The 23,484-nt window shown below is 66.4% G+C and carries 25 protein-coding genes; 10 read left to right on the top strand and 15 right to left on the bottom strand.

The window, feature by feature from the left end:
* Nucleotides 1–3: 3 nt before the first annotated feature.
* Nucleotides 4–1,218, bottom strand: coding sequence for a class I SAM-dependent methyltransferase (locus ACYVGK_RS14890; protein WP_460735085.1), 1,215 nt, complete (start codon nt 1,216–1,218; stop codon nt 4–6).
* 65 nt (nt 1,219–1,283) lie between these two features.
* Here ACYVGK_RS14890 and ACYVGK_RS14885 point away from each other — a divergent pair, with 65 nt between their 5' ends.
* Complete coding sequence (locus ACYVGK_RS14885) at nt 1,284–2,039, top strand: pteridine reductase (RefSeq protein WP_460735083.1); 756 nt, start codon at nt 1,284–1,286, stop codon at nt 2,037–2,039.
* A 139-nt stretch (nt 2,040–2,178) separates the two neighbouring features.
* Here the strand turns inward: ACYVGK_RS14885 and ACYVGK_RS14880 are convergent, their stop codons facing one another.
* The 4 genes from ACYVGK_RS14880 to tsaD all read right to left on the bottom strand — a co-directional run bounded on the left by ACYVGK_RS14880 (nt 2,179) and on the right by tsaD (nt 5,145).
* Complete coding sequence (locus ACYVGK_RS14880; RefSeq protein ID WP_460735081.1) at nt 2,179–3,006, bottom strand: DUF6159 family protein; 828 nt, start codon at nt 3,004–3,006, stop codon at nt 2,179–2,181.
* Nucleotides 3,007–3,199: 193 nt separating this feature from the next.
* Entirely contained in the window at nt 3,200–3,682 is a 483-nt protein-coding gene (gene folK / locus ACYVGK_RS14875; RefSeq protein WP_460735079.1) for a 2-amino-4-hydroxy-6-hydroxymethyldihydropteridine diphosphokinase, read from the bottom strand.
* Nucleotides 3,683–3,744: 62 nt separating this feature from the next.
* Nucleotides 3,745–4,098: a dihydroneopterin aldolase gene (gene folB / locus ACYVGK_RS14870; RefSeq protein WP_460735077.1), complete on the bottom strand. Its 354-nt coding sequence runs from the start codon at nt 4,096–4,098 to the stop codon at nt 3,745–3,747.
* Nucleotides 4,099–4,128: 30 nt separating this feature from the next.
* Nucleotides 4,129–5,145, bottom strand: coding sequence for a tRNA (adenosine(37)-N6)-threonylcarbamoyltransferase complex transferase subunit TsaD (tsaD, locus tag ACYVGK_RS14865; RefSeq protein ID WP_460735075.1), 1,017 nt, complete (start codon nt 5,143–5,145; stop codon nt 4,129–4,131).
* A 134-nt stretch (nt 5,146–5,279) separates the two neighbouring features.
* Between tsaD and rpsU the strand changes: the two genes are divergently transcribed.
* The 6 genes from rpsU (at nt 5,280) to ACYVGK_RS14835 (ending at nt 11,423) form a co-directional block, all read left to right on the top strand.
* On the top strand, nt 5,280–5,495 hold the full coding sequence (gene rpsU / locus ACYVGK_RS14860) for a 30S ribosomal protein S21 (protein ID WP_036170822.1): 216 nt from the start codon (nt 5,280–5,282) through the stop codon (nt 5,493–5,495).
* Nucleotides 5,496–5,641: 146 nt separating this feature from the next.
* Nucleotides 5,642–6,088, top strand: coding sequence for a GatB/YqeY domain-containing protein (locus tag ACYVGK_RS14855; RefSeq protein ID WP_460735073.1), 447 nt, complete (start codon nt 5,642–5,644; stop codon nt 6,086–6,088).
* A 10-nt stretch (nt 6,089–6,098) separates the two neighbouring features.
* Complete coding sequence (locus tag ACYVGK_RS14850) at nt 6,099–6,662, top strand: hypothetical protein (RefSeq protein WP_460735071.1); 564 nt, start codon at nt 6,099–6,101, stop codon at nt 6,660–6,662.
* 14 nt (nt 6,663–6,676) lie between these two features.
* Complete coding sequence (locus ACYVGK_RS14845; protein ID WP_460735069.1) at nt 6,677–7,216, top strand: GNAT family N-acetyltransferase; 540 nt, start codon at nt 6,677–6,679, stop codon at nt 7,214–7,216.
* Between the two features lie 106 nt (nt 7,217–7,322).
* Nucleotides 7,323–9,110 (top strand): DNA primase, encoded by a 1,788-nt coding sequence (dnaG, locus tag ACYVGK_RS14840; protein WP_460735067.1) that lies wholly within the window; start codon nt 7,323–7,325, stop codon nt 9,108–9,110.
* Between the two features lie 327 nt (nt 9,111–9,437).
* Nucleotides 9,438–11,423 carry a S9 family peptidase gene (locus tag ACYVGK_RS14835; protein WP_460735065.1) on the top strand — a complete coding sequence of 662 codons (1,986 nt, stop codon included), beginning with the start codon at nt 9,438–9,440 and terminating at the stop codon, nt 11,421–11,423.
* Nucleotides 11,424–11,489: 66 nt separating this feature from the next.
* Here the strand turns inward: ACYVGK_RS14835 and ACYVGK_RS14830 are convergent, their stop codons facing one another.
* Together ACYVGK_RS14830 and ACYVGK_RS14825 are read right to left on the bottom strand one after the other, a co-directional pair.
* Nucleotides 11,490–13,241, bottom strand: a complete 1,752-nt coding sequence (locus tag ACYVGK_RS14830; protein WP_460735063.1) for a phosphoethanolamine transferase — start codon at nt 13,239–13,241, stop codon at nt 11,490–11,492.
* Nucleotides 13,238–14,032 carry a phosphatase PAP2 family protein gene (locus ACYVGK_RS14825; RefSeq protein WP_460735061.1) on the bottom strand — a complete coding sequence of 265 codons (795 nt, stop codon included), beginning with the start codon at nt 14,030–14,032 and terminating at the stop codon, nt 13,238–13,240. The genes ACYVGK_RS14830 and ACYVGK_RS14825 overlap by 4 nt, the downstream gene beginning before the upstream one ends.
* A gap of 238 nt (nt 14,033–14,270) precedes the next feature.
* On the opposite strand from ACYVGK_RS14825, the gene ACYVGK_RS14820 reads away from it, so the two are divergent.
* Nucleotides 14,271–14,960 (top strand): response regulator transcription factor, encoded by a 690-nt coding sequence (locus tag ACYVGK_RS14820; protein WP_460735059.1) that lies wholly within the window; start codon nt 14,271–14,273, stop codon nt 14,958–14,960.
* Complete coding sequence (locus ACYVGK_RS14815; protein WP_460735057.1) at nt 14,957–16,240, top strand: sensor histidine kinase; 1,284 nt, start codon at nt 14,957–14,959, stop codon at nt 16,238–16,240. The genes ACYVGK_RS14820 and ACYVGK_RS14815 overlap by 4 nt, the downstream gene beginning before the upstream one ends.
* Before the next feature lie 460 nt (nt 16,241–16,700).
* Here the strand turns inward: ACYVGK_RS14815 and ACYVGK_RS14810 are convergent, their stop codons facing one another.
* From ACYVGK_RS14810 to ACYVGK_RS14790, 5 genes are read right to left on the bottom strand one after another with little or no spacing between them, the layout of a single operon-like run.
* Nucleotides 16,701–17,996: a Xaa-Pro dipeptidase gene (locus ACYVGK_RS14810; RefSeq protein ID WP_460735055.1), complete on the bottom strand. Its 1,296-nt coding sequence runs from the start codon at nt 17,994–17,996 to the stop codon at nt 16,701–16,703.
* Nucleotides 17,997–18,033: 37 nt separating this feature from the next.
* On the bottom strand, nt 18,034–18,963 hold the full coding sequence (gene cyoE / locus ACYVGK_RS14805) for a heme o synthase (protein WP_460735053.1): 930 nt from the start codon (nt 18,961–18,963) through the stop codon (nt 18,034–18,036).
* Between the two features lie 4 nt (nt 18,964–18,967).
* Complete coding sequence (locus tag ACYVGK_RS14800; RefSeq protein WP_460735051.1) at nt 18,968–20,110, bottom strand: COX15/CtaA family protein; 1,143 nt, start codon at nt 20,108–20,110, stop codon at nt 18,968–18,970.
* A gap of 10 nt (nt 20,111–20,120) precedes the next feature.
* Nucleotides 20,121–20,735: a hypothetical protein gene (locus ACYVGK_RS14795; protein WP_460735049.1), complete on the bottom strand. Its 615-nt coding sequence runs from the start codon at nt 20,733–20,735 to the stop codon at nt 20,121–20,123.
* Complete coding sequence (locus ACYVGK_RS14790) at nt 20,732–21,466, bottom strand: SURF1 family protein (RefSeq protein WP_460735047.1); 735 nt, start codon at nt 21,464–21,466, stop codon at nt 20,732–20,734. Before ACYVGK_RS14790 ends, ACYVGK_RS14795 begins: the two co-directional genes overlap by 4 nt.
* A 66-nt stretch (nt 21,467–21,532) precedes the next feature.
* Between ACYVGK_RS14790 and ACYVGK_RS14785 the strand changes: the two genes are divergently transcribed.
* Entirely contained in the window at nt 21,533–21,745 is a 213-nt protein-coding gene (locus ACYVGK_RS14785; RefSeq protein WP_460735045.1) for a twin transmembrane helix small protein, read from the top strand.
* 106 nt (nt 21,746–21,851) lie between these two features.
* Here the strand turns inward: ACYVGK_RS14785 and ACYVGK_RS14780 are convergent, their stop codons facing one another.
* The 3 genes from ACYVGK_RS14780 to ACYVGK_RS14770 are packed head-to-tail and all read right to left on the bottom strand — an operon-like array spanning nt 21,852 to nt 23,481.
* Nucleotides 21,852–22,727 carry a cytochrome c oxidase subunit 3 gene (locus ACYVGK_RS14780; RefSeq protein ID WP_460735043.1) on the bottom strand — a complete coding sequence of 292 codons (876 nt, stop codon included), beginning with the start codon at nt 22,725–22,727 and terminating at the stop codon, nt 21,852–21,854.
* 32 nt (nt 22,728–22,759) lie between these two features.
* Entirely contained in the window at nt 22,760–23,347 is a 588-nt protein-coding gene (locus tag ACYVGK_RS14775; protein WP_460735041.1) for a cytochrome c oxidase assembly protein, read from the bottom strand.
* Nucleotides 23,344–23,481 (bottom strand): hypothetical protein, encoded by a 138-nt coding sequence (locus tag ACYVGK_RS14770; protein ID WP_460735039.1) that lies wholly within the window; start codon nt 23,479–23,481, stop codon nt 23,344–23,346. The genes ACYVGK_RS14775 and ACYVGK_RS14770 overlap by 4 nt, the downstream gene beginning before the upstream one ends.
* Between the last annotated feature and the right edge of the window lie 3 nt (nt 23,482–23,484).

The raw sequence follows: 23,484 nt of genomic DNA, 5'->3' as shown, positions 1-23,484 counted from the left end.
CACTCACAGCCGGAAGCTCAGATCGCCGGCCATGAACGCGGTGCCGAACTCGACGTCCTTCTCGAAGCCCATCACCTGGAAGCGCTCGCCCATCTCGCTGGGCAGGGTCAGCTTCTTGACCTCGTTGCGGCGGCGCTGCTGCTCGGTCGCATCGTGCATGCGCTCGATGCGTTCCAGCACCCCCGCCATGCCGTTGCCGAGCAGGAAGCTGGCCTGCGAGCAGTAACCGGCGAAGTCGAAGCCCGCGGCGACACCGGCCTCGGCCAGCGCGGTGAAGTCGACCGATGCGGTGATGTCTTGCAGACCCGGCCACAGCAACGGTTCTTCGTGCATGCGATGGCGGTAGTACGCGCGCAGCGTGCCGTCATTGCGATCTGCCTGGTAGAACTCGGCGCGCGGGTGGCCGTAGTCGACGAACAGCATCGCGCCGCGCTGCATGCCGCCCGACACGGCCTGGATCCAGTACGGCAGCTGCGGCAGCAGCTCGGAACGGTAACCTTCGGCGAATTCGCGACCGAGGCGTCGCTCGATGTTGCGCACCGCATTGCCGAGGAATGCATCCGCCGGCCGCAGCGTGCGCGCGAAGCCTGTCCTGAGCGTAGGCGCAGTCGAAGTCGAAGGGGCGTCACCTTCGACGGTCACGTATTCCTCATAGACCTCACCGTCGCGGATCGCGAAACGCGGGGTCGGCAAGGCATCGATCACTTCGTTCGCGAACAGCACGCCGCTCCATTCGTCCGGCAACGGTCCGTTTAGCCACTCGACCAGCTCGAACAGCATCGGCGAGAGCTGTTGTTGCAGGCGATCGCGCTGCCGCTCGCGCAGGTCGGCGCTGGGTTCCAGGATCAGATAGCGGTCGGGCAAGGCATCCAGTTCGAGCAGGCGCTTGAGCACGACTTCGGCGAAGGCGCCGCTGCCGCCGCCGAGTTCCAGGAACACCGCCGAACTGCCCAGCTGCTGCAGCACCGGCGCCACGCTCTCGGCGACGCAGGCCGCGAAGATCGGGCCGAGCTCGGGCGCGGTGACAAAGTCCCCGCCTTCGCCGAACTTGCGCGCACCGGCGCTGTAGTAGCCCAGTCCCGGCGCATACAGAGCGAGCTCCATGAAACGGGAGAACGGAATCGCGCCGTCGTTGGCGGCGATGTCCTGGCGGATGAGGGTGGTCAGGCGCTCGCTGTGAGCGAGCGCATCGGCATCAGGCGGGGGCAACGAAGTCATGCGGCATTATCTCCCGCGCGGCGCACAATGCCGCGTCACGAGTATTCGCTAGAGGAGCTGCACGCATGGACTCCGCCCGCCCCGTCGCCCTGGTCACCGGCAGCGCCCGTCGCATCGGCGCGGCGATCGCGCGCAGCCTGCACGCGGCCGGCTACGACCTGGTCCTGCATTGCCGCCATTCGCGCGACGAGGTGAATGCGCTGGCCGCGCAGCTGGATGCGGCACGGCCGGGCAGCAGCTTCGTGCAACAGGCCGACCTGGCCGAGTTCGATCGCATTCCGGAACTGGTGGCGCAGACGATCGGTCGTTACGGCCGGCTCGATGCCCTGATCAACAACGCGTCGTCATTCGTGCCCACGCCGATCGGCAGCACGACACCCGCGCAATGGGACGCGTTGTTCGCCAGCAATGCGCGCGCGCCGTTCTTCCTGGCCCAGGCCGCGGCGCCGCATCTGATCGCGACACGGGGTGCGATCGTCAATCTCGCTGATATCTACGGCGAACGCCCGCTGCGCGAACACACCGTCTACTGCATGGCCAAGGCCGCATTGCTGATGCTGACGAAATCGCTGGCGCTGGAGCTGGGGCCGACGGTGCGGGTCAACGCGGTATCGCCCGGCGCGATCCTGTGGCCGGAAGCGGACGACTCAAAAGCCGGCGGCGATACCGAGCGCCAACAGAAGCTGCTCGCGCGCACGCCGCTGGGCCGCACCGGTACGCCGGAAGAAGTGGCCGAAGCGGTGCGGTGGTTGCTGCAGGATGCGCGCTACAGCACCGGACAGGTGCTGCATTTGGATGGTGGGCGCTTGCTGGATGCCTGAATGGTTGTGTCCCTTCTCCCCGCGTGCGGGGAGAAGGTGCCCGAAGGGCGGATGAGGGGCGCTTTTGGTGTTCGCTGACGCCCCCTCACCTTGCGTTGCTCCGCAACGCTGTCCCTCTCCCCGCAAGCGGGGCGAGGGATTACTTGGCTCGGAACGCTTGCTCCAACTGCAGCCCACGGAACGCCGGCGGCGCCTCACCTTCGGTCGCATAGCGGTACAACGCGGCCGAATAGATGCCGCTCAACGCGGCCTGATACACGCCCATCAGCAGCAGCGCGATCACGAACACCACGCCGACCGCGATCGCCAGCGCCGTCGACACCTGCGCAGCCAGATAGCCGAGCACCGCGCCAACCAGGATCACCGCGAAGCTGAGCAGGCCGAAGAACACGCCGATACCGACATTACCGATCGCGTTCTCGCCCCAGGTGCGCTTGAGCAGGCTCGCGCTCTGCTTCAGCGCATCGACCGGACCGACGTTCTGGCTCACCAGCACCGGCACGACCAGGAAGGTCGCCAGCGTCCATGCCGTGCCCAGGCCGCTGCCGAGGATGCGGACCAGCAGATTGTCGTCGTCCTTCATGCGCTTGAGCACCAGACCCACGGTCGCCGCGATCGCGGCATAGCCCAGGATCGCCGGCAGGCGCGCCTTGGCGGCGTTGAAGCCGTCGGCCAGCGTCGGATCGCCGCCGTCGAGGCGGATCATCGCCGCGCCGACCAGCGCGCAATTGCAGAACAGGATCACCGCGTACTGGCAGAAATAGAACGCGAAGACGACCACGGCACCAACCACGTTGAAGCCGTCGGAGAACACCCGTAGCGCCCAGACCGGCAGCAGGAACGTCGCCAGCACCACCAGGGTCAGCACGCCGGAGATGATCGGGAACAGCATCAGCTCCTTGTCGGAGCGCAGGACCGCGGCGCTCGCCTTCGCCAGTTCCCAACTGCGCGAAAACTTCTCGAACATCGTTCCTTCCCCCGAAAGCGCCGCATGGCTGAAGCGCGCATCCTCGGGGCAGACCGAAAGCGGCGCAAGTTGGCCCGCGATACAAGCGCAGCAATCGGAATGCTCGCGCCGCGCCCGCGGCGGCCCGCGATACAACCAAAGCGATGGGTACGCGCAAGCCGCGCCCGCGGCCGATAGCGGCAAACAACCCGTCTTACAGCTCGACCCGCTCCATCGGCGCATGCCGGTCGCGGTGCGCGTCCCACAACTCGGCCAGCGTGTGCACTTGCCCCGGCACGACCACATCGGGCGCGATCTCGGCCAGCGGACGCAGCACGAAGGCATGCTTCAGTTCGTCGCGCGGAATCTGCAGGTGGCCATCACCCTGCAACATCAGGTCGTCGAACAACACGATGTCGATGTCGAGCGTGCGGTCGCCAAAGCGCGGCCCGCTGCGGTCACGGCCGTGCGCGTCTTCCAGCGCATGCAGCCAGGCGTTCAATGCGAACGGATCGAGTGCGGTGTCGACCACTGCCGCGGCATTGAGAAAATCGCCGCCCTCGAAGCCGACCGCCGCGGTGCGATACACCGGCGACAGCACGATCTCGCCGAAGTGTTTGCGCAGCGCGGCGATGGCGGCGCGCAGATGCCGTTCGGGTTCGCGGTTGCTGCCGAGACTGAGGTAGGCCTTGCTCATGACGTCATTGTCGATGCATTTCGCATCGCGGCGAAATGGCGGTTGCTACTAGCGATGCAGCGCTAGGACTTGCTGCGCTCGATGATCACGCCGACCGCGCGCGCGCCGCGCACGGCGCCGGGCTTGCTCAGCTTCAGGCGCACGTGCTGCACGCCGAATTCGTCTAGGACGATCGCCGCGACGCGTTCGGCCAAAGTCTCGACCAGACCGAAATCCGACTGCGACACGTATTCGATCAGGCGCTTGCTCACCGCCTTGTAGTTCAGCGTGTCCTCGATGGCGTCGGAGGCCGCCGGGATGCGGTTGTCGAAGCTCATCTCCACATCGAACAGCAGCGGCTGGCGGATACGACGCTCCCAGTCGTAGATGCCGATCAGTGCTTCGATCTCGAGGGCTTCGATGAAGACCTTGTCCATGCAGTGAGTATCCGTATCGGGCGGCGAACGCTACGCGACTTCCGACAGGGTCGCCATGTCCCAGCGCGGTGTCACCCGCACGGACGCATCGCTGTGCTGGCCGGCCTTGAGGCGCAACGCGCCGGCGAAGGCGATCATCGCGCCGTTGTCGGTGCAGAACATCGGCCGCGGAAAGCTGACCCGACCACCGCGACTCGTAGCCTGGGCCTGCAACTTCGCGCGCAGTCGCTTGTTTGCGCCGACGCCGCCGGCGATCACCAGCGTGTCGAAGCCGGTGGCGTCCAAGGCGCGGTCACACTTGATCGCGAGCGTATCGACCACGGCGTCCTCGAAGGCGCGGGCAATGTCGGCGCGGGTCTGTGCGCTCTTGTCGCTGTCGCGCCAGGCCAGCAGCACCTGCGTCTTGAGCCCGCTGAAGCTGAAATCCAGACCGGGCCGGTCGGTCATCGGTCGGGTGAACTTGAACAGGCCGGGGCGACCCATCTCCGCGAGCGCCGCCAGTTGCGGGCCACCGGGGTACGGCAGATCCATCAGCTTGGCGGTCTTGTCGAAGGCTTCGCCGGCGGCATCGTCCAGCGTCTCGCCGAGCAGCCGATAGCGGCCGATGGCCTCGACCGCGACCAGCTGGGTATGACCGCCCGACACCAGCAGCGCCACGAACGGCGGCTGGGTGTTGGCGTCTTCCATCAGCGGCGCGAGCAGATGGCCCTCCATGTGATGGACGCCGATCGCGGGTACGTCCAGGGCCCAGGCCAGCGCGCGTGCCACGCCCGCGCCGACCAGCAGCGCCCCCACCAGGCCGGGGCCGGCGGTGTAGGCGACGCCGTCGATCTCCTCGACCGTGAGACCGGACTCGGCCAGGGTCTGGCGGATCAGCGGCAGCAGCTTGCGCACGTGGTCGCGGCTGGCCAGCTCGGGCACCACTCCACCGTATTCGGCGTGCAGCGCGATCTGGCTGTAGACGGCATGCGCGCGCAGGCCCGTGGCCGTGTCGTAGACGGCGACGCCGGTTTCGTCGCAGCTGGTTTCGATACCGAGGACTTTCATAGGGCGGAATATGGGGGCGCGCACCGGATTTTGCAGCCTGCGGCCGCGACGGTTGCACGCGGCCAGAGAGGGCCGCTATCATACGCGGCTCTTCTCCCGGCCCAGCCCGGGTTGGTCCCTCAACGAGATTACGTATGCCCAGCGTCAAAGTCCGCGAAAACGAGCCCTTCGAGTTTGCGCTCCGCCGCTTCAAGCGCACCTGCGAAAAGGCCGGTGTTCTGGCCGAGACCCGCAAGCGCGAGTTCTATGAGAAGCCGACGCAGGAACGCAAGCGCAAGGCTGCCGCCGCGGTGAAGCGTCAGGCGCGCCGCACCTCGCGCGACGTCACCAAGCGTCAGCGCCTGTACTGATTGCCCGGCGGGCCCGCGCCCGCCTGCAGTCTGGCAGAAGCCGGCCGCGCCCATGCGCTGCCGGCTTTTTGCATTTCTAGTTCCTGGGGATTCGAGCCCGTTCCGGGCCATTTACCCCGCCCGTCTTCCCGATTCAGGAGATTTCCATGTCCCTCAAGCAACGCCTCACCGACGACATGAAGGCCGCCATGAAGGGCGGCGACAAGGACACCCTCGGCGTGATCCGGCTGATCAATGCCGCGATCAAGCAGAAGGAAGTCGACGAGCGCGTCGAGCTGGACGATGCCGGCGTGATCGCCGTGCTGGAGAAGGCGGTTAAGCAGCGCAAGGACTCGATCAGCCAGTTCGAAGCGGCGAGCCGCGAGGACCTGGCTGCGATCGAACGCGCCGAAATGGTCGTGATCGAACGCTATCTGCCCGCCAAAATGGGCGAAGCCGAGGTTCTCGCCGCCATCGATGCCGCCATCGCCGAATCCGGCGCCAAGGGCCCGGCCGACATGGGCAAGCTGATGGGCGTACTCAAGCCCAAGCTGGCCGGCCAGGCCGACATGGGCCAGGTCTCGGTCCTGGTGAAGCAGCGCCTCGCCGGCTGAGCCGCGCGGCATGTTCGGCCGCTGGTTCCAACGCGCCCTCTCCATCGACAAACGCGTCGAGGACCGCGTCTGGACCGACGCGGCCGCCTGCGACCGCGGCCTGCGTGCCCAGGTAGCGCAGGCCCTCTCCGCGCGTAACGCGGTCTTGGTCCTCACCCGCTCGCTGACCGAGCGAGAGGACCTGGCCCGTGACCTCTCGACCCGCGTGCTGCGCGTCGGCGGCGACCGCTTCGCCGCAGCCGACCTGCAGCAGCACCTGCGTTCGCCCGCCGCGCTCGGCTTGGCCTGCATCGGCGATCTGCGCGCGACCGCGGCGAGCACCGGCCAGACCGCACCGCTGCAGGTGCATATCCGCGGCCGCGGCACGCGCCGCAGTGAAGACCGTGCCCTGCTCGACCTGCTCGCGCCCTGGGCGCCGGCGCAGGTCGTGTTCCATCATGCGATCGACGATCCGCTGCTGCAGTCGCATACCGCCACTCTGCAGCCGCTGCTGGAAAAGCTCGGCTGGCGTCCGGATGAACCGATCGCCGGCCCGCTACTCACCCGCGCGATCGCGCGCGCGCAACGCCCCTGAACCGTGGAGACCGCATGACCGCCCATGCTTCGCCCATCGCCACGCAACGCCCTGGTGTCACGCTGCGCCCGGCTACGCGTAACGACGTGCCGCTGATCCTCGCCCTGATCCGCGAGCTCGCCGAGTACGAACGCGAGCCCGATGCGGTACAGGCCGACGAAGCGATGCTCGCCGCCAACCTGTTCGGCGACGCGCCCGGCGCGGAAGTGGTGATCGCCGACGTCGACGGTCGCCCCGCTGGCTTCGCCCTGTTCTTCCACAACTTCTCGACCTGGCTCGGCCGGCGCGGCCTGCACCTGGAAGACCTGTTCGTGCGTCCGGAATTCCGCGGCCGCGGCGTCGGCCACGTGCTGATGACCTATCTGGCCAAGCTCGCGGTGGAGCGCGGCTGCGGCCGGTTCGAATGGTCGGTGCTGGACTGGAACACGCCGGCGATCGATTTCTATCGCCGCGTCGGCGCGGTCGGCATGGAGGAATGGACGGTGCAGCGCCTGAGCGGCGACGCAATGCGGGCGCTGGCTACCAGTTTCGACGCGTCGCGGAATGGTCCGTAGCGCCGCGCCTGCGCGGTGCGCTCTTCGGTACGCCGCAAAGGCGCACCGCGCAGCCGCGGCGCTACAGAATCGTTCGCGGTGCCCATCCGTGGGACCATAGCTCCCAATGGCGCGCATTCCTGACGGCTTCATCGACGATCTCCTCGCACGATCCGACCTCGTGGAGATCATCGGTGCGCGCGTCCCGCTGAAGCGGCAGGGCAAGGAATACTCGGCGCGCTGTCCGTTCCACGACGAACGCTCGCCGTCGTTCACCGTCTCGCCAACCAAGCAGTTCTATCACTGCTTCGGCTGCGGCGCGCACGGCACGGCGCTTTCGTTCCTGATGAATTACGACCGCCTTGAATTTCTTGATGCGGTCGAGGAACTGGCCAAGCGCGTCGGCATGGAAGTGCCGCGCGACACGCAGCAACGCAACGCGAATCCGGAGACCAGCGATCTCTACAGCGCGGTCGATGCGGCGGCGAAGTTCTTCCGCAAGCAGCTCTACAACAGTCCCAAGGCCCAGACCTACCTCGACGGACGAGGCGTAAGCGCGGCGATCGCGGAGCAGTTCCAGATCGGCTACGCACCCGACGGGTTCAGCGCGTTGAAGGATGCGCTCGGCAACGACGAGCGGCGCATGCGCCTGCTTGAACGTGGCGGCCTGTTTTCGAAGAACGAACGCGGCCACGTCTACGACAAGTTCCGCGACCGGGTGATGTTCCCGATCTTCGATCGGCGCGGTCGCGTGATCGCGTTCGGCGGCCGCGTACTGAACGCGCCTGTTGACGGCAGGGACGCCGGGCCGAAGTACCTGAATTCGCCGGAGACGCCGCTGTTCCATAAGGGCCGCGAACTCTACGGCCTGTGGCAGGTGCGCCAGGCGCACAACAAGATCGACAAGCTGGTGGTGGTCGAGGGCTACATGGACGTGGTCGCGCTGTTCGAGCACGGCGTCGACTGCGCGGTGGCCACGCTCGGCACGGCGACCACGCCGGATCACGCCGAGCTGTTGTTCCGCAACGCGCCCGACGTGTACTTCTGCTTCGACGGCGACCGTGCCGGCCGCGGTGCGGCGTGGAAGGCGCTGGAATCGGTCTTGCCGCGCATGAAGGACGGACGCCAGGCGTTCTTCCTGTTCCTGCCCGACGGCGAGGATCCGGACACACTGGTGCGCCAGGAAGGCCGCGACGGTTTCGAGACGCGCTTGCGCGATGCAACGCCGCTGTCGCAGTTCTTCTTCGATTTGCTGAGCAACGACGTCAACCTGGCGACGTTGGAAGGCAAGGGGCGCCTGGCCGAACGCGCCAAGTCCTACCTCGCGCAGATCCCCGACGGTGCCTTCGGCGACCTGATGAAGCAGCGCCTGACCGAACTCACCGGCGTCGGCGCGCGCGCGAGTTCGCCGGAGACGCACGTTCCGGCGCAGCGCGCGAATGCGCGCATGGGTGCGCAACCGGCGAACAAACCTTCGGTGGTGCGGACCGCAATCACCCTGCTGCTGCAGCAGCCGTCGGTAGCGCTGGCGCTGCCCTCTTCGCTGCATTTCGCCTCGCTGGAACAACCGGGCATCGAGCTGCTGGTGGAAATGATCGAGTTGGTGCACCAGCGTCCCGACATCTCCACTGGTCTGATCCTCGAACACTTCGCGGCGCGACCCGAGTCCGCGGCGCTGACCAAACTGGCGATGGCTCGCGCGGTCGAATCCACGGCGATCACCATGATCGACACACAGGCGCTGGACGACGAAGAGAAGCGCAAGGAAACGTTCCTGGATGCGGTATCACGCCTGGAAATCCAGGCGATCCAGCAACGCATCGAAGGCCTGCAGAAGCGCCTACCCGAACTGGTCGAGGCCGAGCGCCAGGAACTGCGCGAACTGCTGGTGCTGCGTACGCAGAGTCGTCGCTGACGCCTCACCCTACCCTTCTCCCCGCGAGCGGGGAGAAGGTGCCCAACGGGCGGATGAGGGGCGCCTTTCCCATCCCGCCCCTCACCCTGCGTTGCTACGCAACGCGGTCCCTCGCTCTGCCCCCAGCCCTTGCGCATAGCGCAAGGGCGTTCAGTCGGGCATGCGCCAGTGGCGCATGAACGCCCGCCTTCACCCCGCACGCGGGGCGAGGGGTCGTCCGCAGCAAGGCGTGCGGTTCGGGACAGCATCAAAAAGGCATGCCTTCAGGCCGGACGAGGCAAAGCGTTGGGGCGCTAAGCTCGCGACATCGTCCCGGGGAATCTAGCCATGCCCATCCGTCGCACCCTGCCTGCCGCCATGCTGGCGCTTGCTTGTCTGCCCGCTTTCGCCCAGTCCACGACAGGTGATGTGAAGCGCGAGGAAGTCGGCAATCGCGTCAGCGAGAACATTCCGGCCATTCCGGCCGAACTGCTCGAACAACTCAACCGTTACCAGAACACGCGCGGCGCTGGCCTCGCGGGTTGGACCCGGGATGGCTGCCTGCTGATCAACACGCGTTTCGCGGAGACCGCACAAGCACACCGCGTGTGCCAGCCGCTGGGCATGCGTGAACAGCTGACCTTCTATCCCGAACCGCTGGGCGGCATGACCATCGCGCCGTCGACCTCGAAGCTCGATGGCTTCGTCTTCAGCAAGGACAAGGGCGGCGACGAGTTCTCGCAGCTGTTCTGGTTCGACTTCGCCTCGCGCAACACCACGCTGCTGACCGACGGCAAGCGCTCGCAGAACGGCGGCGCGCTGTTCACGCGTGACGGTTCGCGCATGGCCTACAGCAGCACCGCGCGCAACGGCAGCGATACCGACATCTGGGTGCGCGACATCGCCACCGGTACGGCCAAGCTGCTGGTGACCGAAGGCGGCAGCTGGAACGCGCAGGACTTCTCGCCCGATGGCAAGCGCCTGCTGGTTACGAAATACGTGTCCGCTGCCGAGTCGTATCCAGGCGTGGTCGATGTCGAGACCGGCAAGCTCGAGATGTTCCCGGTCGATGGCGGCAAGGCCGCATTCGGCGGCTTCGCGTTTGCACCGGATGGTCGCGCGGTGTACTTCGTCTCCGATGAACCGCTGGATGGCAAGGCACAGGAATTCCAGACCCTGCGCTATCACGATCCGGCCAACGGCAAGTTCGAAGTGCTCACGCGCAACATCCCGTGGGACGTCGACGGCTTCACCATTGCCGAAGATGGGCAGCATCTGGCCTACGCCACCAACGAGGACGGCATCAGCAAGCTGCATGTGCTCGCACTGCCGTCGCACGGCGAAGTGAAGCTGCCGGCGCTGCCGATCGGCGTGCTCGGCGGCTTCAATTTCTCGCCGGACGGCCAGCGCCTGGCGCTGACGCTCAACAGCGCGACGTCGCCCAGCGACGTGTACGTGATCGATCTGGCGAGTGCGAAGCTCACGCGCTGGACGCAGAGCGAAGTTGGCGGTCTCGATGCCAGCAAGTTCGTCGCGCCGACGCTGATCCGCTATCCGACCTTCGACAAGGTCAACGGCAAGACTCGCAGCATTCCCGCGTTCTACTACCGCCCCGCCAATGTCCCCGCCGGCACGAAGTTGCCGGTGGTGATCAACATCCACGGCGGCCCGGAGAGCCAGTCGCAGCCGACCTTCAGCCCGACCGCGCAGTTCCTCGCCAACGAGCTGGGCGTGGCGATGCTGGTGCCGAATGTGCGCGGCTCGGCGGGCTACGGCAAGACCTATCTGGCGCTCGACAACGCCGAGAGGCGCGAGGATTCGGTCAAGGATATCGGCGCCCTGCTCGACTGGATCGCGAAGCAGCCAGAACTCGATGCCTCCCGCATCGCAGTACAGGGCGGCAGCTATGGCGGCTACATGGTGCTGGCCTCGCTGATGCATTACAGCGACCGGATCCGTGCCGGCGTCGACATCGTCGGCATCTCCGACTTCACCACCTTCCTCACCAACACCGAGAGCTACCGTCGAGACCTGCGTCGGGCCGAATACGGTGACGAACGCACGTCGGAAATGCAGAAGGTGTTCGCGCAAATTTCGCCGGCGCGGCATCCCCAGCGGATCAAGTCGCGGTTGTTCGTGGCCCAGGGCAAGAACGATCCGCGCGTGCCGTACACCGAGGCCGAGCAGATCGTGAAGGCGGTGCGCGGCAACGGCCAGCCGGTGTGGTACCTGTTGTTCAACGACGAAGGCCACGGCTTCAAGAAGAAGGCCAACAACGATTACTACGGTGCAGCTACGATCCTGTTCTGGCAGCAAAATCTGCTCGCCAAGTAACGCGATCCTGCAGTGCGAAAAGCAAACGGCCCGCAGCGATGCGGGCCGTTTCTTGTTTCGTGGCGCTTAGCCGCTGGTTCGTCGCGGCGGCGCCACGCTCTCTGCCAACGGCGCACTTCCGGGCGCACTTTGGCAGCGCGCGAACAGATCGAGTCCGGCGTTGTACTCGGGCGTGCGCACCTGCATGAGGCCCAGCACCGAGTGGAACAGGTTGTCCTGACTGACCGCCTCGGCGCTGCGCTGGCGCAGGCATCCCACATCGACGCCACGGGTCGCGGCAAACTGCGGCGACAGCCACACCAGCAGCGGCACGCGCGTCTGCGTGTCCGGGGCGATGGCATAAGGCACGCCGTGCAGGTACAGCCCGTTCTCGCCCAGCGATTCGCCGTGGTCGGACAGATAGATCAACGCCGTGTCGCGGCCGGTTTGCTCGCCGAGCAGAGCGATCGTGCGCGCGAGGAAATGATCGGTGTACGTCACTGCGTTGTCGTAGGCGTTGACGATCTGCTCGCGGCTGCAGCGGTCGAGGTCGGAGGTTTCGCACGCCGGCGTGTAGTGACGAAACGCGGCCGGATAGCGCGCGTAGTACGCCGGCCCGTGATTGCCGAGCTGATGCAGGACGATGACCTGGTCGCCGGGCTGCGCGGCGATGCGTTCCGACAGTCCGTGCAGCATGGCTTCGTCGAAGCAGCCGTCGTGCGTGCACGCGCCGGGCACGGCACCGTGTTCGAACGACTCGAACGCCAGGCCTTCGCACACGCCCTTGCAACCGGTCTGGTTGTCGCGCCACAGCGTGCGGATGCCGGCGTGCTCGAGCACGTGCAACAACGATTCGGAATGCTGGATCTTGTCCTTGTCGTAATTCGCCCGCCCATAGGGCGAGAACATGCACGGCAGGGAAATTTCGGTGCTGGAACCGCACGACGACACGTTATCGAAATTCACCGGGCCGGCCGACTGCTGCGCCAGTGCGGCCAGCTGCGGCGTGGTCTGGCGCGTGTAACCGTTGAGCCCCCAGTTCTGCGCGCGCACGGTCTCGCCGACCACCAGCACCAGCAGGCGCGGTTTGGCGGCGACCGGGCGCCCCACGACCTTGGCGTGCGTGCCCACCGGTTCGCGCGGGCGGTTGCGGTCGGCGTTCGCGTCGCGGGCAACGGTCAGCAGCGAGGTCAGGTAATTGCCCGGCGTGATCAGGTAGCGCAGCTCGTGATGGTTGCGCATCAGCGCCGAAACGCTCTGGAACGAGGCCATCAACGCGGCGGCCAGCATCAGCGCGGCAAGCACCAGCGTGCCCGCGCGCATCAGCAGCGCGCGCGGCAGCGAGCGCGGACGGATGCGCAGGCGCCACAGCAGCACCGCAGGCAGCACGCCACCTAGCAGCAGCGAGGGCAATGCGGCCAGCGAGACGAGTTCGCGCGACTCCTTGCCGTCGGTATGCAGGATGTTGCGCAGCATGTCCGCGTCGAGATACACCGTGTACGTCGACATGAAATGCGAGGCCGCGGCGCTCGCGATCAGCAGCACGGTCAGCAGCGGTTTCGCGATCCAGCGGTTGAGCAGGACGCCCAGCATCAGGGTGTGGAGCGCGACGATCGCCACGAACAGGCTGATGCCGGTGAACGCACCCTGGGTACCGTGCAACGCACCGGTGGCGGCCACGGCACGGAAGAAGGTCTGGTTGCTGGCCAGCGCGAAATACAGGCTGGCCAGGACCAGCAGCGTGTCGCTGCCGATCTGAGGTCGTGCCTGGAGCAGGCGCGTCAGCGGTTTCGCCGGACGCGCGGAGCGCCTGGCGGGCAGAACGTCGTTGACACTCATGGTGCGGTCACACAGTCGGTAGGGCGCGAGGGCGCCAAGTTATCGCGCCAGAAGGCCCGGTGCACCAGGACCGCGCAACTCCAGCAGATCGCCAGGGCCGCCAGGTCGTGCGAGAGGAAATGCGCGCCGCGCAGCTGCTGGGAAATGCCGAACAGCACGCCGAACCCGAGGCCGACCGACAGGCCGGCCCAGCGCCAGCGGGGCTTCACCGCGCCCAGGAAGAAGTACAAGGCCAGCCAGGTATAGCCGCCACTGGCATGTCCGGCGGGGAAGCACTTGCCGCGCCCGAGCCCGACCGGGCGAAGCTCGAACAGGCCGATATAGGGCCGCGCGCCGCCGTAGCGGGCCAGGTCCCAGGGGCAATCGACGTTCGACCAGGATTTCAGGCCCGCGACCAGCAGCGTCGACAGCGCCGTGGCCACCAGCAGGTACCCCAGCGGCCGGCGCAAATGACCCCAACTCGGGCGCGCACAGGCCACCAGCCAGGCGGCAAGTACGGTCAACCAGGCTGCGGTGCTTAGATCGCGGCCCAGCAAATGGATCAGGTATTGGGTCGTCCAGACATGGCGCAGGGCCCAGGCATGGCCTTCCAAGGCATAGAGCCGGTCTGCCAGCCAAAAATCGGCGTGCAGCAGGTTCGCGACCGCGAACAGCGCGGCGATGGCCAGCAGCGGCCAAACCAGGTGACGGCGGGCGAAATCCGGGTCCTGCCAGGTCGACCAGGCCTCGGTCGCTGGCGCGACGGCAGGGCCGTCGGCGACGGGAGCGACGGGGAGGGGGGAAACAGGCATGCGACTACGGTCTGGCGGCTGGGCCGGGAGGCCGCGGCCATGCTCGGGCCGGCGCTGTCGGAGAACGGTAGGAGCAGGATTCGCAATGCGTTAAGAGGCTTGCCGTGGTTCACATTTACGCGAATGCGCGCCGGTGGCAGCCTCAATTCACGATGCTATCGTCCAACCCGCTGCAACGGCGTTACGACAGCCCTGGAGCGATTCTGGCCGGTCGTACGGCCTCGAGCTGGGAGAACACATGCGGCTGCTGGTGGTAGAGGACAACCGGAACCTGGTCGCGAACCTGTTCGAGTATTTCGAAGCGCGCGGCTACACCCTCGACGCCGCGCCCGACGGTCCCACCGGCCTGCACCTCGCCCTGACGCAGGATTACGACGCGATCGTGCTCGACTGGATGCTGCCGCGTATGGACGGGCGCGAGGTGCTCACGCGCCTGCGCGACGCCGGTCGCGAAGTGCCGGTGCTCCTGCTCACCGCGCGTACACAGCTCGACGACAAGGTCAGCGGCTTCCGCAGCGGCGCCAACGACTACCTCACCAAGCCTTTCGACCTGCCCGAGCTCGAGGTACGCCTGGAGGCCCTCCTCTCGCGCGCCAACGGGCGGGCGCGGCGCGTCCTGCAGGTGGCCGACCTGCGCTACGACCTGGCCACGCTCGAAGTCACGCGCGCCGGTCGCTCGCTGCACCTGTATCCGGCCTGCCGCAAGCTGCTGGAACTGCTGATGCAGGCCAGTCCCGCCGCGGTATCGCGCGAGCGCCTCGAGCGCGGGCTCTGGGGCGACAGCCCGCCCGACGGCGACATGCTGCGCTCCCACGTGTACGAACTGCGCCGCAGTGTCGACGGCCCCTTCGCCGAGAAGCTGATCCATACCCTGCCACGCGTCGGCTATCGCCTGGCGGCGACTGACGGCTCGGAGATCGACGAATGACCCACGAGGCGAAGCCTCCCACTCATTTGCGCAGCCTGCGCAGCCGCTTGCTGCTGGCCCTGCTCGCGTATGTGGTCCTGCTCTCGATGGTCGTCATCGCACAAGGCAACCTCGTGCACGAGCGCGCCGAGCGTCTGGTGTGGCGCGCGATGCTCAATTCCGAACTCGATCACGCGGTCGAGCGCATGCACGGGGAACCCGGCTACCGCTGGAGCAACACCAATACGATGGCGCTCTACGACAGTCGCGATCCCGCGCTGCCGCCAGTGCTGCGCGGCTATGGGCCGGGGCTGCACGATGACATCGACATCGACGGAAGTAATTACGTCGCGCTGATCCGGCGCGTCGATGGTCGCACCCTGCTGCTGACGCTCGACGTCACCGATTTCGAGCAACGCGAAGTGCACACCGCAGTGAACGTGGTTGGCGTGGCGCTCGGATTGATCGTCGTGTTGGGCCTGATCGTGGCCTGGATGGCGAACCGGATGGTAGGCCCGCTGAGTCGCATGGCCGAGCAGATCGGCGAACTGCGTCCCGACCAGCCGGCACAGCATGTCGACGTGCGCGAGTCGACCAGTTCCGAACTGCACGTGATCTCCTCCGCGCTCAACGACTACCTGCAACGCAATGCCCGCTTCGTCGAACGCGAGCGCGCCTTCATCGACACCGCCAGTCACGAACTGCGCACCCCGGTCGCGGTGATCTCTGGTTCCGCCGAACTGGCGCTGCAGCAGCCAGGGCTGCCGCCTGTCGCGCAGCAACACCTTGGCCGCATCCACCGCACGGCACGCGATGTCGAGCAGTTGATTTCATTGTTGCTGGTCCTGGCCAAGGACCCGGCGCGACTGGCGCGGTCGAACGAACGCGTCGCCCTCGACGAGCTGCTGCCGGAGATCATCGAGGATCACCTGCATCTCACGCGCGACAAGGCCTTGACCGTTGCCCTCGCACCGCCGCCCTCGATCGAGATCGCCGCCCCGCTGCCGATCGTGCAGGCCGCCATCGGCAACCTGCTGCGCAATGCGATCGAACACAGCGACCGCGGCGAAATAACGGTGCGATTGGAAGCGCCGGCCAGAGTGGTGATCATCGATCCCGGCCACGGCATGACACCGGAGGAAATCAGCGCGATCTACGCCCGCATGGCCCGCGGCGGGGGAGACCGCGGCGACGGCATCGGGCTGGATCTGATCGCACGCCTGTGCGAACACCTGGGTTGGCGCCTGACCGTCGCATCGGGTGAGGGCAGCGGAACCACGACGACGCTGGCATTTGTGTAGCGCGCAACAGGGACCATCACCCTTTTTGCAAAAGCAAGAGCAAAAGCGCCCCTCACACCCCAAGGGTGCTTTCTTCGGGGCGTCTGCCCTTCGAGCGTCTTCTCCTCGCGATGCGGGGAGAAGAAATAGCTTTCGTGCTACTTGGTCTTGGCTTGCGCGCCCGTCGACATGAAGACCCGAAGGGCGGCGCGCATGGATGCGCGCCGTTTTTCGACCGCGCCATGGATGGCGTGTCGAAAAATCCCCGTAGCAACGAAGCCATGGGTGTGCAGTGTCAAGGATGGCCATTTCTTTGGTTACTTTCTTTGGGCCAGCAAAGAAAGTGACCCGCCGTGAGGCGGAAGCTGTTGATCTTCCTCGTCATACCAGCGAGAACGCAAAGGCTGGATCCCGACTTCCGCCGGGATGACGAGCAACAGCAAAGTTTGCTCCAGGATGACAACCGAGCTGCGCGAAGGAATTACTTACCGCGCGAATCCTTCACCACATCGCCGCCCTTCATCACGAACGGCACCGACTCCAACAGCGTCACATCCGCCGTCGGATCACCCGACACCGCGATCAGATCGGCAAGACGCCCCACCTCGATCGCACCGCGATCCTCGCGCCCCAGCGCCTGCGAAGCATTGAGCGTCGCCGCCTGGATCGCCTGCACTGGCGTCATCCCGTACTTCACCATCCAACGGAACTGTCGGGCGTTGTCGCCGTGCGGATACACGCCGGCATCGGTGCCGAAGACCATCTTCACCCCCGCCGCATGCGCCTTGCGGAAGTTCTCGCGCTGCACATCGGCGATCTCGCGATCCTTGCGAAGATTGTCTTCGAGCACGCCGTTCTTCTTGCCTTCGGACTGGGTGTACTCGGTGTTGTAGATGTCCATCGACAGCCAGGCGCCGCGCTGCTTCGCCAGCTTGATGCCTTCGGCATCGATCAGGCTGGCGTGTTCGATGGTATCGACGCCGGCGCGGATCGCATCCTTGATGCCCGCCGCACCGTGCGCATGCGCGGCGACCTTCATGCTGGCCATGTGCGCCTCATCGACGATCGCCTTCATCTCGTCGAGCGTGAGCTGCTGCGCGCCCGGCTCGTCGCCGTGCGAGAACACGCCGCCCGTCGCGCAGATCTTGATCACCTGCGCACCGTACTTGCGCAGGGTGCGCACGACCTTGCGCCCCTCTTCGGGGCTGTCGATGTTGTACGGGCTCTTCTCGTCCATCGACGGCGGGAAGAACGTGGAATCGCAGTGGCCGCCGGTGGCGCCGACCGCGTAGGTCGCGGTGACCACGCGCGGACCGACCAGCTTGCCCTGGTCGATCGCCTGGCGCAGGCCAACGTCGTTCCAGGCATCGGCGCCTACATTGCGCACCGTGGTGAAACCGGCCATCAGCGTCTTCTGCGCGTGCGGTACGGTCAGCACCGACCAGAAGCGATCGCCGAACTGCAGGCCGGTGTAGCCGCCGTAGGTTGGATCGCTGTCGAGATGCACGTGCATGTCGATCAGGCCCGGCAACAGCGTCATGTTGCCGAGGTCGTAGCGCGGCATGTCCAAGCCTATGATCGCAGCGCCGGGACCGTGCGCGATCTGCTTGATGTGACCGTCCTCGATCGCGACGACGACGTCGTCGAGCATGCGGCCGGTGCGTACATCCAGCATGTGCGCGGCGGAGATGATCGCATTGCCATGATCGAGCGCCTGCGCCGTTCCTAACGGCAGCATGCATAGGAGCGACAGCGTCAGGTTGCGCAGGACGGGCATGCTGGACCTCGTTCGTTGATGTTTGGGGAGTCGGGCCTCAGCCCACCTTCTGGAAGGCGAACGGCGCCGCCGGCTGCAGCCACGGCAGCAGCCAATGATCGATGAGCAGGAAGGCGAACAACGCCATCAAATAGATGATGGAGTAGCTGAACACCTTCATCGCGTACAGCTCGTCCGGCGGATTCATCAACTTCCACGCGTGCCAGAGGAAGCCCGCCCCCAGCACCAGCGCACCACCGAGGTAGAACCATCCGCTCATGCCCGCCGCGAACGGCAGCACCGTCACCACGACCAGCAGCAGCGTGTAGAACAGGATCTGCCAGCGCGTGTACTGCACGCCGTGCGTAACCGGCAGCATCGGCACCATCGCCTTGCGATAGTCCTCGCGACGGAAGATTGCCAGCGCCCAAAAATGCGGCGGCGTCCATACGAAGATGATCAGTACCAGCAGCAGTGCATGCGGCCAGTCCCATTCGCCGCGCATGCCGGTGATCGAGGCCCAGCCGAGCAGCGGCGGCGCCGCGCCGGCGATGCCGCCGATCACGATGTTCTGCGGCGTGGCGCGCTTGAGGAACACGGTGTAGATGACCGCGTAACCGATCAGCGACGCGAAGGTAAGCAGCGCGGTGACGACGTTCACCCACAACACCAGCACCAGCATCGACAGCGCGCCGAGGATCAGGGCAAAGGCGAGCGCCTGCTTCGGCGTGATCTGACCGGCGACGATCGGACGCCACGACGTGCGCGCCATCTTCGCGTCGATGCGCGCATCGAGCAGCTGGTTGATCGCGGCCGCGCTCGAAGCAGCGAGCCAGATGCCGAAGAAGCCAAGCAGACCGTGTCGGGCTTCCTCCAGCGTCGGCAGGCCGTCGATCGCGAGCAACGCGCCCACCAACGCAGTGAACACGATCAGCGCGACCACGCGCGGCTTGGTCAGGTCGAAGTACTGGCGCAGCGTCCCACCCATCGGCTCAGTGCTCCGGCGCGCGCAGGCGCGCGAGCAGCGACACCAGCAGGAACAGCAGCAGTGCGGCGCCGGCGTTGTGCAGCACGGCCACGCCCAGCGGCAGGCCCAGTTTCACATTGGCGATGCCGAGGCCGACCTGCGCCAGCACCAGGGTCGTCAGCAGCCCGCCCCAGCCGCGCATGCCGGGCGTGCGCAGCAGCTTCAGCGCAAGCCACAGCAGGTACACGAACACCACCGCAGCCATGAAGCGATGCGCCATCTGGATCGCGATGCGCGACTGGCCATCGAGGATCCCGCCTTCGTAATCCACACCGACACCGCGCCACAACACGAAGCCTTCGCGGAAATCGTGCGCCGGCCACCACTGGCCCACGCACTTCGGGAAATCGTTGCCGCAGGCGAGCGCGGCGTAGTTGGCGCTGGTCCAGCCACCCAGTGCGATCTGCAGTGCCAGCAACGCCAATCCGATCATCGCCAGGCGCCGCATCGACAACGCATCGGCCAGGCGGATCGGCTGGTCGGTCGCGCGCCACGCCATCCACACCAGCAGTGAGAACGTGGTGAGACCACCGAGCAGATGCCCCATCACGACGATCGGCTTGAGCAGCCAGGTCACCGTCCACATGCCGAGCAGGGCCTGGAAGATGATCACCGCCAGCGTCAGCACCGCGACGCGACTCAGGTCACTGTTGCTCCAGCGCCACGCGGATACCAGCAATGTCGCTTCACCCAACACGGCGAGTACCGACGCCGCCCCGTGCAGACCCTGCATGTACAGCGGGATCGCGACCGCGACCAGGGCGGCCGCGGCGATCACCGGCCACGCCGCACGCGCACGCTTGCGCGCGGCGAGCAACGCCAGGCTCAACACGAGCACGCCGAGCAGGCCCGCGATCATGCGGTGCACCTGTTCGCGCCAGGCCTTGTGCGTCTCGAACGGACGGATTGCGCTCGCCGCATGCTGGCTGACTTCCTGCGCGGCCGCGGGCCAGGTGGCGCGACCGTAGCAGGTCGGCCAGTCGGGGCAACTCAGGCCCGCGTTCGATAGGCGCACGAAGGCGCCGAAAACGATCACGCCCAGGGCGAGGGCGACGGCGAGCCACGCGATGCGGTGGAAGTTCCGGGTCGGTTTGGTCAATGCGGTCATGCGCGATGCCTTACTTAAGCTTGAGCAGCTTGGCCAGGTCGGAGCGCAGGTCGCCCGGATCGGAGCCGGCAGCGTAGCGCAGAATGACGAAGCCATTCGGGTCGATCACATAGACCGGCACGCCGCGACCGCCCTTGTAGGTGACCTGGTCCACGCGCGGCAGTTGCGCGCGCAGCTCGGGCGCGGCCTGCAGCATGCGCAGGTTGGCGAGTTTCGGCGCACCCGCCGGCATTGCGCACGGCGTGCCGGCACACAGCCACAACACGTCCACACGCGTGGCTTCGCGGCCAAGCAGTTCCCACACCTTGTAGACGTCACTGGCGGTCTTCGCGCACTCGGCGCCGCAGTCGGCCGGCGGCGCAATCGCGATGCGCCAGGTACGGTTGATCGGTGTCCAGCGGTACTCGCTTCCGTCGATCAGCTTGGGCGTCTGCGCGCGTAGATCGGTCGGCGGCTGCAGTAGCTCACCCTTGTTCTTCATGCCGGCGGGACGCCAGCCGGAGAAGCGCAACACGCCGGCAAAGATCAGGCTGCCGAAGAACAACGCGAAGATCGCCAGCAGCATCACGCGATTGCGATTGCGCAGCTGGCGGTCCGGAGCGAGGGAAGGATCGGGACTAGTCATGGACGGGCCTTGCGAAACGTCAGAATCAGGGCGGTAACCAGCACGGCGGCGGCCAACGCGAACCATTGCAGGGAGTAGCCGCGGTGGCGCTCAGGCGGCAGCGTATTGGCGAGCAGTTGCAGGTCGCGTTCGTAGCCCAGCGGCAGTGCCGGATCCAGACGCAGCACGCGCGGCGCCAGTGGCGGCGCGAGCTGCAACGTGCGCGACAACGCGGCCATGTCGATGCGCGTGAGCACCCATCCGTCGCCTTGCGCGGCCATGCCGCTGCCCAGCGCGATACCCGTCGAGGGCGGCGGTACCAGCAGGCCGCGCACTTCGACACGCCCGCGCGGCAGCGCGATCGCCGGCATCGCGCGATTCGCCGGCAATGGCAGCCAGCCCAGATCGATCAGGACAGGTCGGCCAGAAGCCTGCGCCGCGCCTTCCGGGCGGAACACGCGGTACGCATGCACACCGGCCCGGCCGTTGCGCTGCTGGTTGTCCAGCCACAGAGGACCGCGCTCGTCGAAGTGACCGAAACCTGCGGCCCAGTCGTAATCGCTTCGACGCTTCGCATCCGCCGCCAGGCTCAACGGCACCGGCTGCCGCCGTGCCAGCACCTGCGCCACCGCATCGAGCATCGACTGCTTCTCGACCGCGCGCTGCGCCTGCCACAGGCCCAGGCGTACGAACAGCGCGATCGCCAGCAGCGCCAACGTCCAGCCGATCACGAGGTTGCCGCGGCGACTCACGCGCGATTCCCCGGGGACTGCGATAATGCGTGCCTGGGCAGGCACTGCCCGCGCTGGAGCGCCGTCATGAAGACCCTGCTGATCATCGCCGTCCTGATCCTCATTCTCTGGAACCTCGGTGCCGGCCTGTACTACATGCTCATCGATAAGGGCGAGAGCAAGCGCACGGTGAATGCCTTGACCCGCCGCATCGCGCTGTCCATCGCGCTGATCATCGGCGTGATCATCGCCGCCAAGATGGGCTGGATCGAATTCCACGGCGTCGGCCGCAACCCGTAACGCATCCCGGCATACACCGCGGCGCTGTGCGCCGCGCTTTCCCGCAAAAAGCAAAAGGCCCGGGACCGCGGCTTTTCAGCCTCAGCCCGGGCCTTCGTGTTTCGTCTTACAGCACGTAGACGAACAGGAACAGTCCCAGCCACACCACGTCGACGAAGTGCCAGTACCAGGCCACCGCTTCGAACGCGAAGTGGTGTTCCTTGTTGAAGTGGCCCTTGGCGCAACGGAACCAGATGATCGCCAGCATGATCGTGCCGAGCGTCACGTGTGCGCCGTGGAAGCCGGTGAGCATGAAGAAGGTCGAACCGTAGATGCCCGAGCCCAGGGTCAGGTTGAACTCCTTGTACGCCTCGATGTACTCGCTGCCCTGGAAGTACAGGAAGGTGCAGCCCAGCAGCACGGTCGCGCCGAGGAAGGTCAGCAGCGTGCCGCGGTGGCCGGCCTTCAGCGCATGGTGCGCGATGGTCACGGTCACGCCCGAGGACAGCAGGATCAGGGTGTTGAGCAGCGGCAGGCCCCAGGCCGGCACGGTCGAGAACGTACCGCCCACGCCCGCCGGACCATTGGTCGGCCAGCCGGCGGTGTAGCCGTTCCACAGCAGCGCGTTGGTCATCACGCCGTCGCCTTCACCCGACAGCCACGGCAGCGCGTACTGGCGGGCATAGAACAGGGCGCCGAAGAACGCGGCGAAGAACATCACTTCGGAGAAGATGAACCACACCATGCCCATGCGGAACGAGGTGTCGACCTGCTTGTTGTAGTTGCCCTTGATCGACTCGCGGATCACGTCGCCGAACCAGCCAAACAGCACGCCGGACATCAGCGCGATGCCGAAGAAGAAAACGGCCTTGCCCCAGTGGATCTCGTTGAACCAGCTGGCCAGACCGACCATGGTGGTGAACAGCGCGATCGAGCCGAGGAACGGCCATCGGCTGCTATGCGGCACGAAGTAGTGGTGGGCGTCTGCGTGTGCTTGAGCCATGGCAGGTGTTCCGTAAGTGCTATGCGAAAAAATCAGGGCGCTGCGCGCGAACCGGCCGAGCTACCGGCCAGCTTCGCGGTCAACGCGTCGTTCTTGAAGAAGGTGTAGGACAACGTGATGGTGCTGACGTCGGCCGGCAAATTCGGATCGACGATGAAGCGCACCGGCATGTCGCGGGTCTCGCCGGCCTTGAGCGTCTGCGCCGTAAAGCAGAAGCACTCGGTCTTGGCGAAATAGCCCGAAGCGCGCGCCGGTGCCAGCGACGGAACCGCGCTGCCGACGATGTCGCGCGCGCTGGTGTTGGTCGCCTTGTAGCTCGTCTCGTACTGCTCGCCCGGGTGAACCTGCATGGTCAGCTGGTTCGGCGCGAACTGCCACGGCAGCTTGGAGTTCACGCCGCCGTCGAACTGCACGGTGATAAGACGTGCGTCGGCCTTTTCCTGCACACCGGTAGCCGCCTGGCGCTCCAACCGAATGCCGAGCACCTTCTCACAGGCGATGCGATACAGCGGGATCAGGCTGAAGCTGAAGGCGAACGCCGCAATCGCGACCAGCACCATCCTGGTGATGCCACTGGTCGCCTTGCGCGCGGGCGCGTTGCTGGCCGGCTCGCCGTTCACTTCGACAGTCCTACCAGGGCGATGAAGCCGACATAGACCAGCACCGCGAAGGCCGCGATCCACAGCGCCGTGCGACGCACGCGCTTGCGGCGTGCGTCGGCTTCATTCGGCGGGAGCGGAAGTTGCGGGCTCATCGC

The sequence above is a fragment of the Lysobacter tyrosinilyticus genome, assembly GCF_054779815.1.
Note: the sequence above shows the minus strand (reverse complement) of the source record. Positions and strands in the feature narration are given on the sequence as shown.

Excerpts from the sequence above, each read along its gene's own strand:
- tsaD (WP_460735075.1), bottom strand. The coding sequence starts at position 5,145 with ATGAAAGTCCTCGGTATCGAAACCAGCTGCGACGAAACCGGCGTCGCC.
- ACYVGK_RS14880 (WP_460735081.1), bottom strand. The coding sequence starts at position 3,006 with ATGTTCGAGAAGTTTTCGCGCAGTTGGGAACTGGCGAAGGCGAGCGCC.
- ACYVGK_RS14785 (WP_460735045.1), top strand. The coding sequence starts at position 21,533 with ATGAAGACCCTGCTGATCATCGCCGTCCTGATCCTCATTCTCTGGAAC.
- cyoE (WP_460735053.1), bottom strand. The coding sequence starts at position 18,963 with ATGGGTGGGACGCTGCGCCAGTACTTCGACCTGACCAAGCCGCGCGTG.
- folK (WP_460735079.1), bottom strand. The coding sequence starts at position 3,682 with ATGAGCAAGGCCTACCTCAGTCTCGGCAGCAACCGCGAACCCGAACGG.
- ACYVGK_RS14890 (WP_460735085.1), bottom strand. The coding sequence starts at position 1,218 with ATGACTTCGTTGCCCCCGCCTGATGCCGATGCGCTCGCTCACAGCGAG.
- ACYVGK_RS14820 (WP_460735059.1), top strand. The coding sequence starts at position 14,271 with ATGCGGCTGCTGGTGGTAGAGGACAACCGGAACCTGGTCGCGAACCTG.
- ACYVGK_RS14770 (WP_460735039.1), bottom strand. The coding sequence starts at position 23,481 with ATGAGCCCGCAACTTCCGCTCCCGCCGAATGAAGCCGACGCACGCCGC.
- folB (WP_460735077.1), bottom strand. The coding sequence starts at position 4,098 with ATGGACAAGGTCTTCATCGAAGCCCTCGAGATCGAAGCACTGATCGGC.
- dnaG (WP_460735067.1), top strand. The coding sequence starts at position 7,323 with ATGGCGCGCATTCCTGACGGCTTCATCGACGATCTCCTCGCACGATCC.
- rpsU (WP_036170822.1), top strand. The coding sequence starts at position 5,280 with ATGCCCAGCGTCAAAGTCCGCGAAAACGAGCCCTTCGAGTTTGCGCTC.
- ACYVGK_RS14885 (WP_460735083.1), top strand. The coding sequence starts at position 1,284 with ATGGACTCCGCCCGCCCCGTCGCCCTGGTCACCGGCAGCGCCCGTCGC.
- ACYVGK_RS14850 (WP_460735071.1), top strand. The coding sequence starts at position 6,099 with ATGTTCGGCCGCTGGTTCCAACGCGCCCTCTCCATCGACAAACGCGTC.
- ACYVGK_RS14800 (WP_460735051.1), bottom strand. The coding sequence starts at position 20,110 with ATGACCGCATTGACCAAACCGACCCGGAACTTCCACCGCATCGCGTGG.
- ACYVGK_RS14825 (WP_460735061.1), bottom strand. The coding sequence starts at position 14,032 with ATGCCTGTTTCCCCCCTCCCCGTCGCTCCCGTCGCCGACGGCCCTGCC.
- ACYVGK_RS14830 (WP_460735063.1), bottom strand. The coding sequence starts at position 13,241 with ATGAGTGTCAACGACGTTCTGCCCGCCAGGCGCTCCGCGCGTCCGGCG.
- ACYVGK_RS14780 (WP_460735043.1), bottom strand. The coding sequence starts at position 22,727 with ATGGCTCAAGCACACGCAGACGCCCACCACTACTTCGTGCCGCATAGC.
- ACYVGK_RS14810 (WP_460735055.1), bottom strand. The coding sequence starts at position 17,996 with ATGCCCGTCCTGCGCAACCTGACGCTGTCGCTCCTATGCATGCTGCCG.
- ACYVGK_RS14855 (WP_460735073.1), top strand. The coding sequence starts at position 5,642 with ATGTCCCTCAAGCAACGCCTCACCGACGACATGAAGGCCGCCATGAAG.
- ACYVGK_RS14795 (WP_460735049.1), bottom strand. The coding sequence starts at position 20,735 with ATGACTAGTCCCGATCCTTCCCTCGCTCCGGACCGCCAGCTGCGCAAT.
- ACYVGK_RS14845 (WP_460735069.1), top strand. The coding sequence starts at position 6,677 with ATGACCGCCCATGCTTCGCCCATCGCCACGCAACGCCCTGGTGTCACG.
- ACYVGK_RS14815 (WP_460735057.1), top strand. The coding sequence starts at position 14,957 with ATGACCCACGAGGCGAAGCCTCCCACTCATTTGCGCAGCCTGCGCAGC.
- ACYVGK_RS14835 (WP_460735065.1), top strand. The coding sequence starts at position 9,438 with ATGCCCATCCGTCGCACCCTGCCTGCCGCCATGCTGGCGCTTGCTTGT.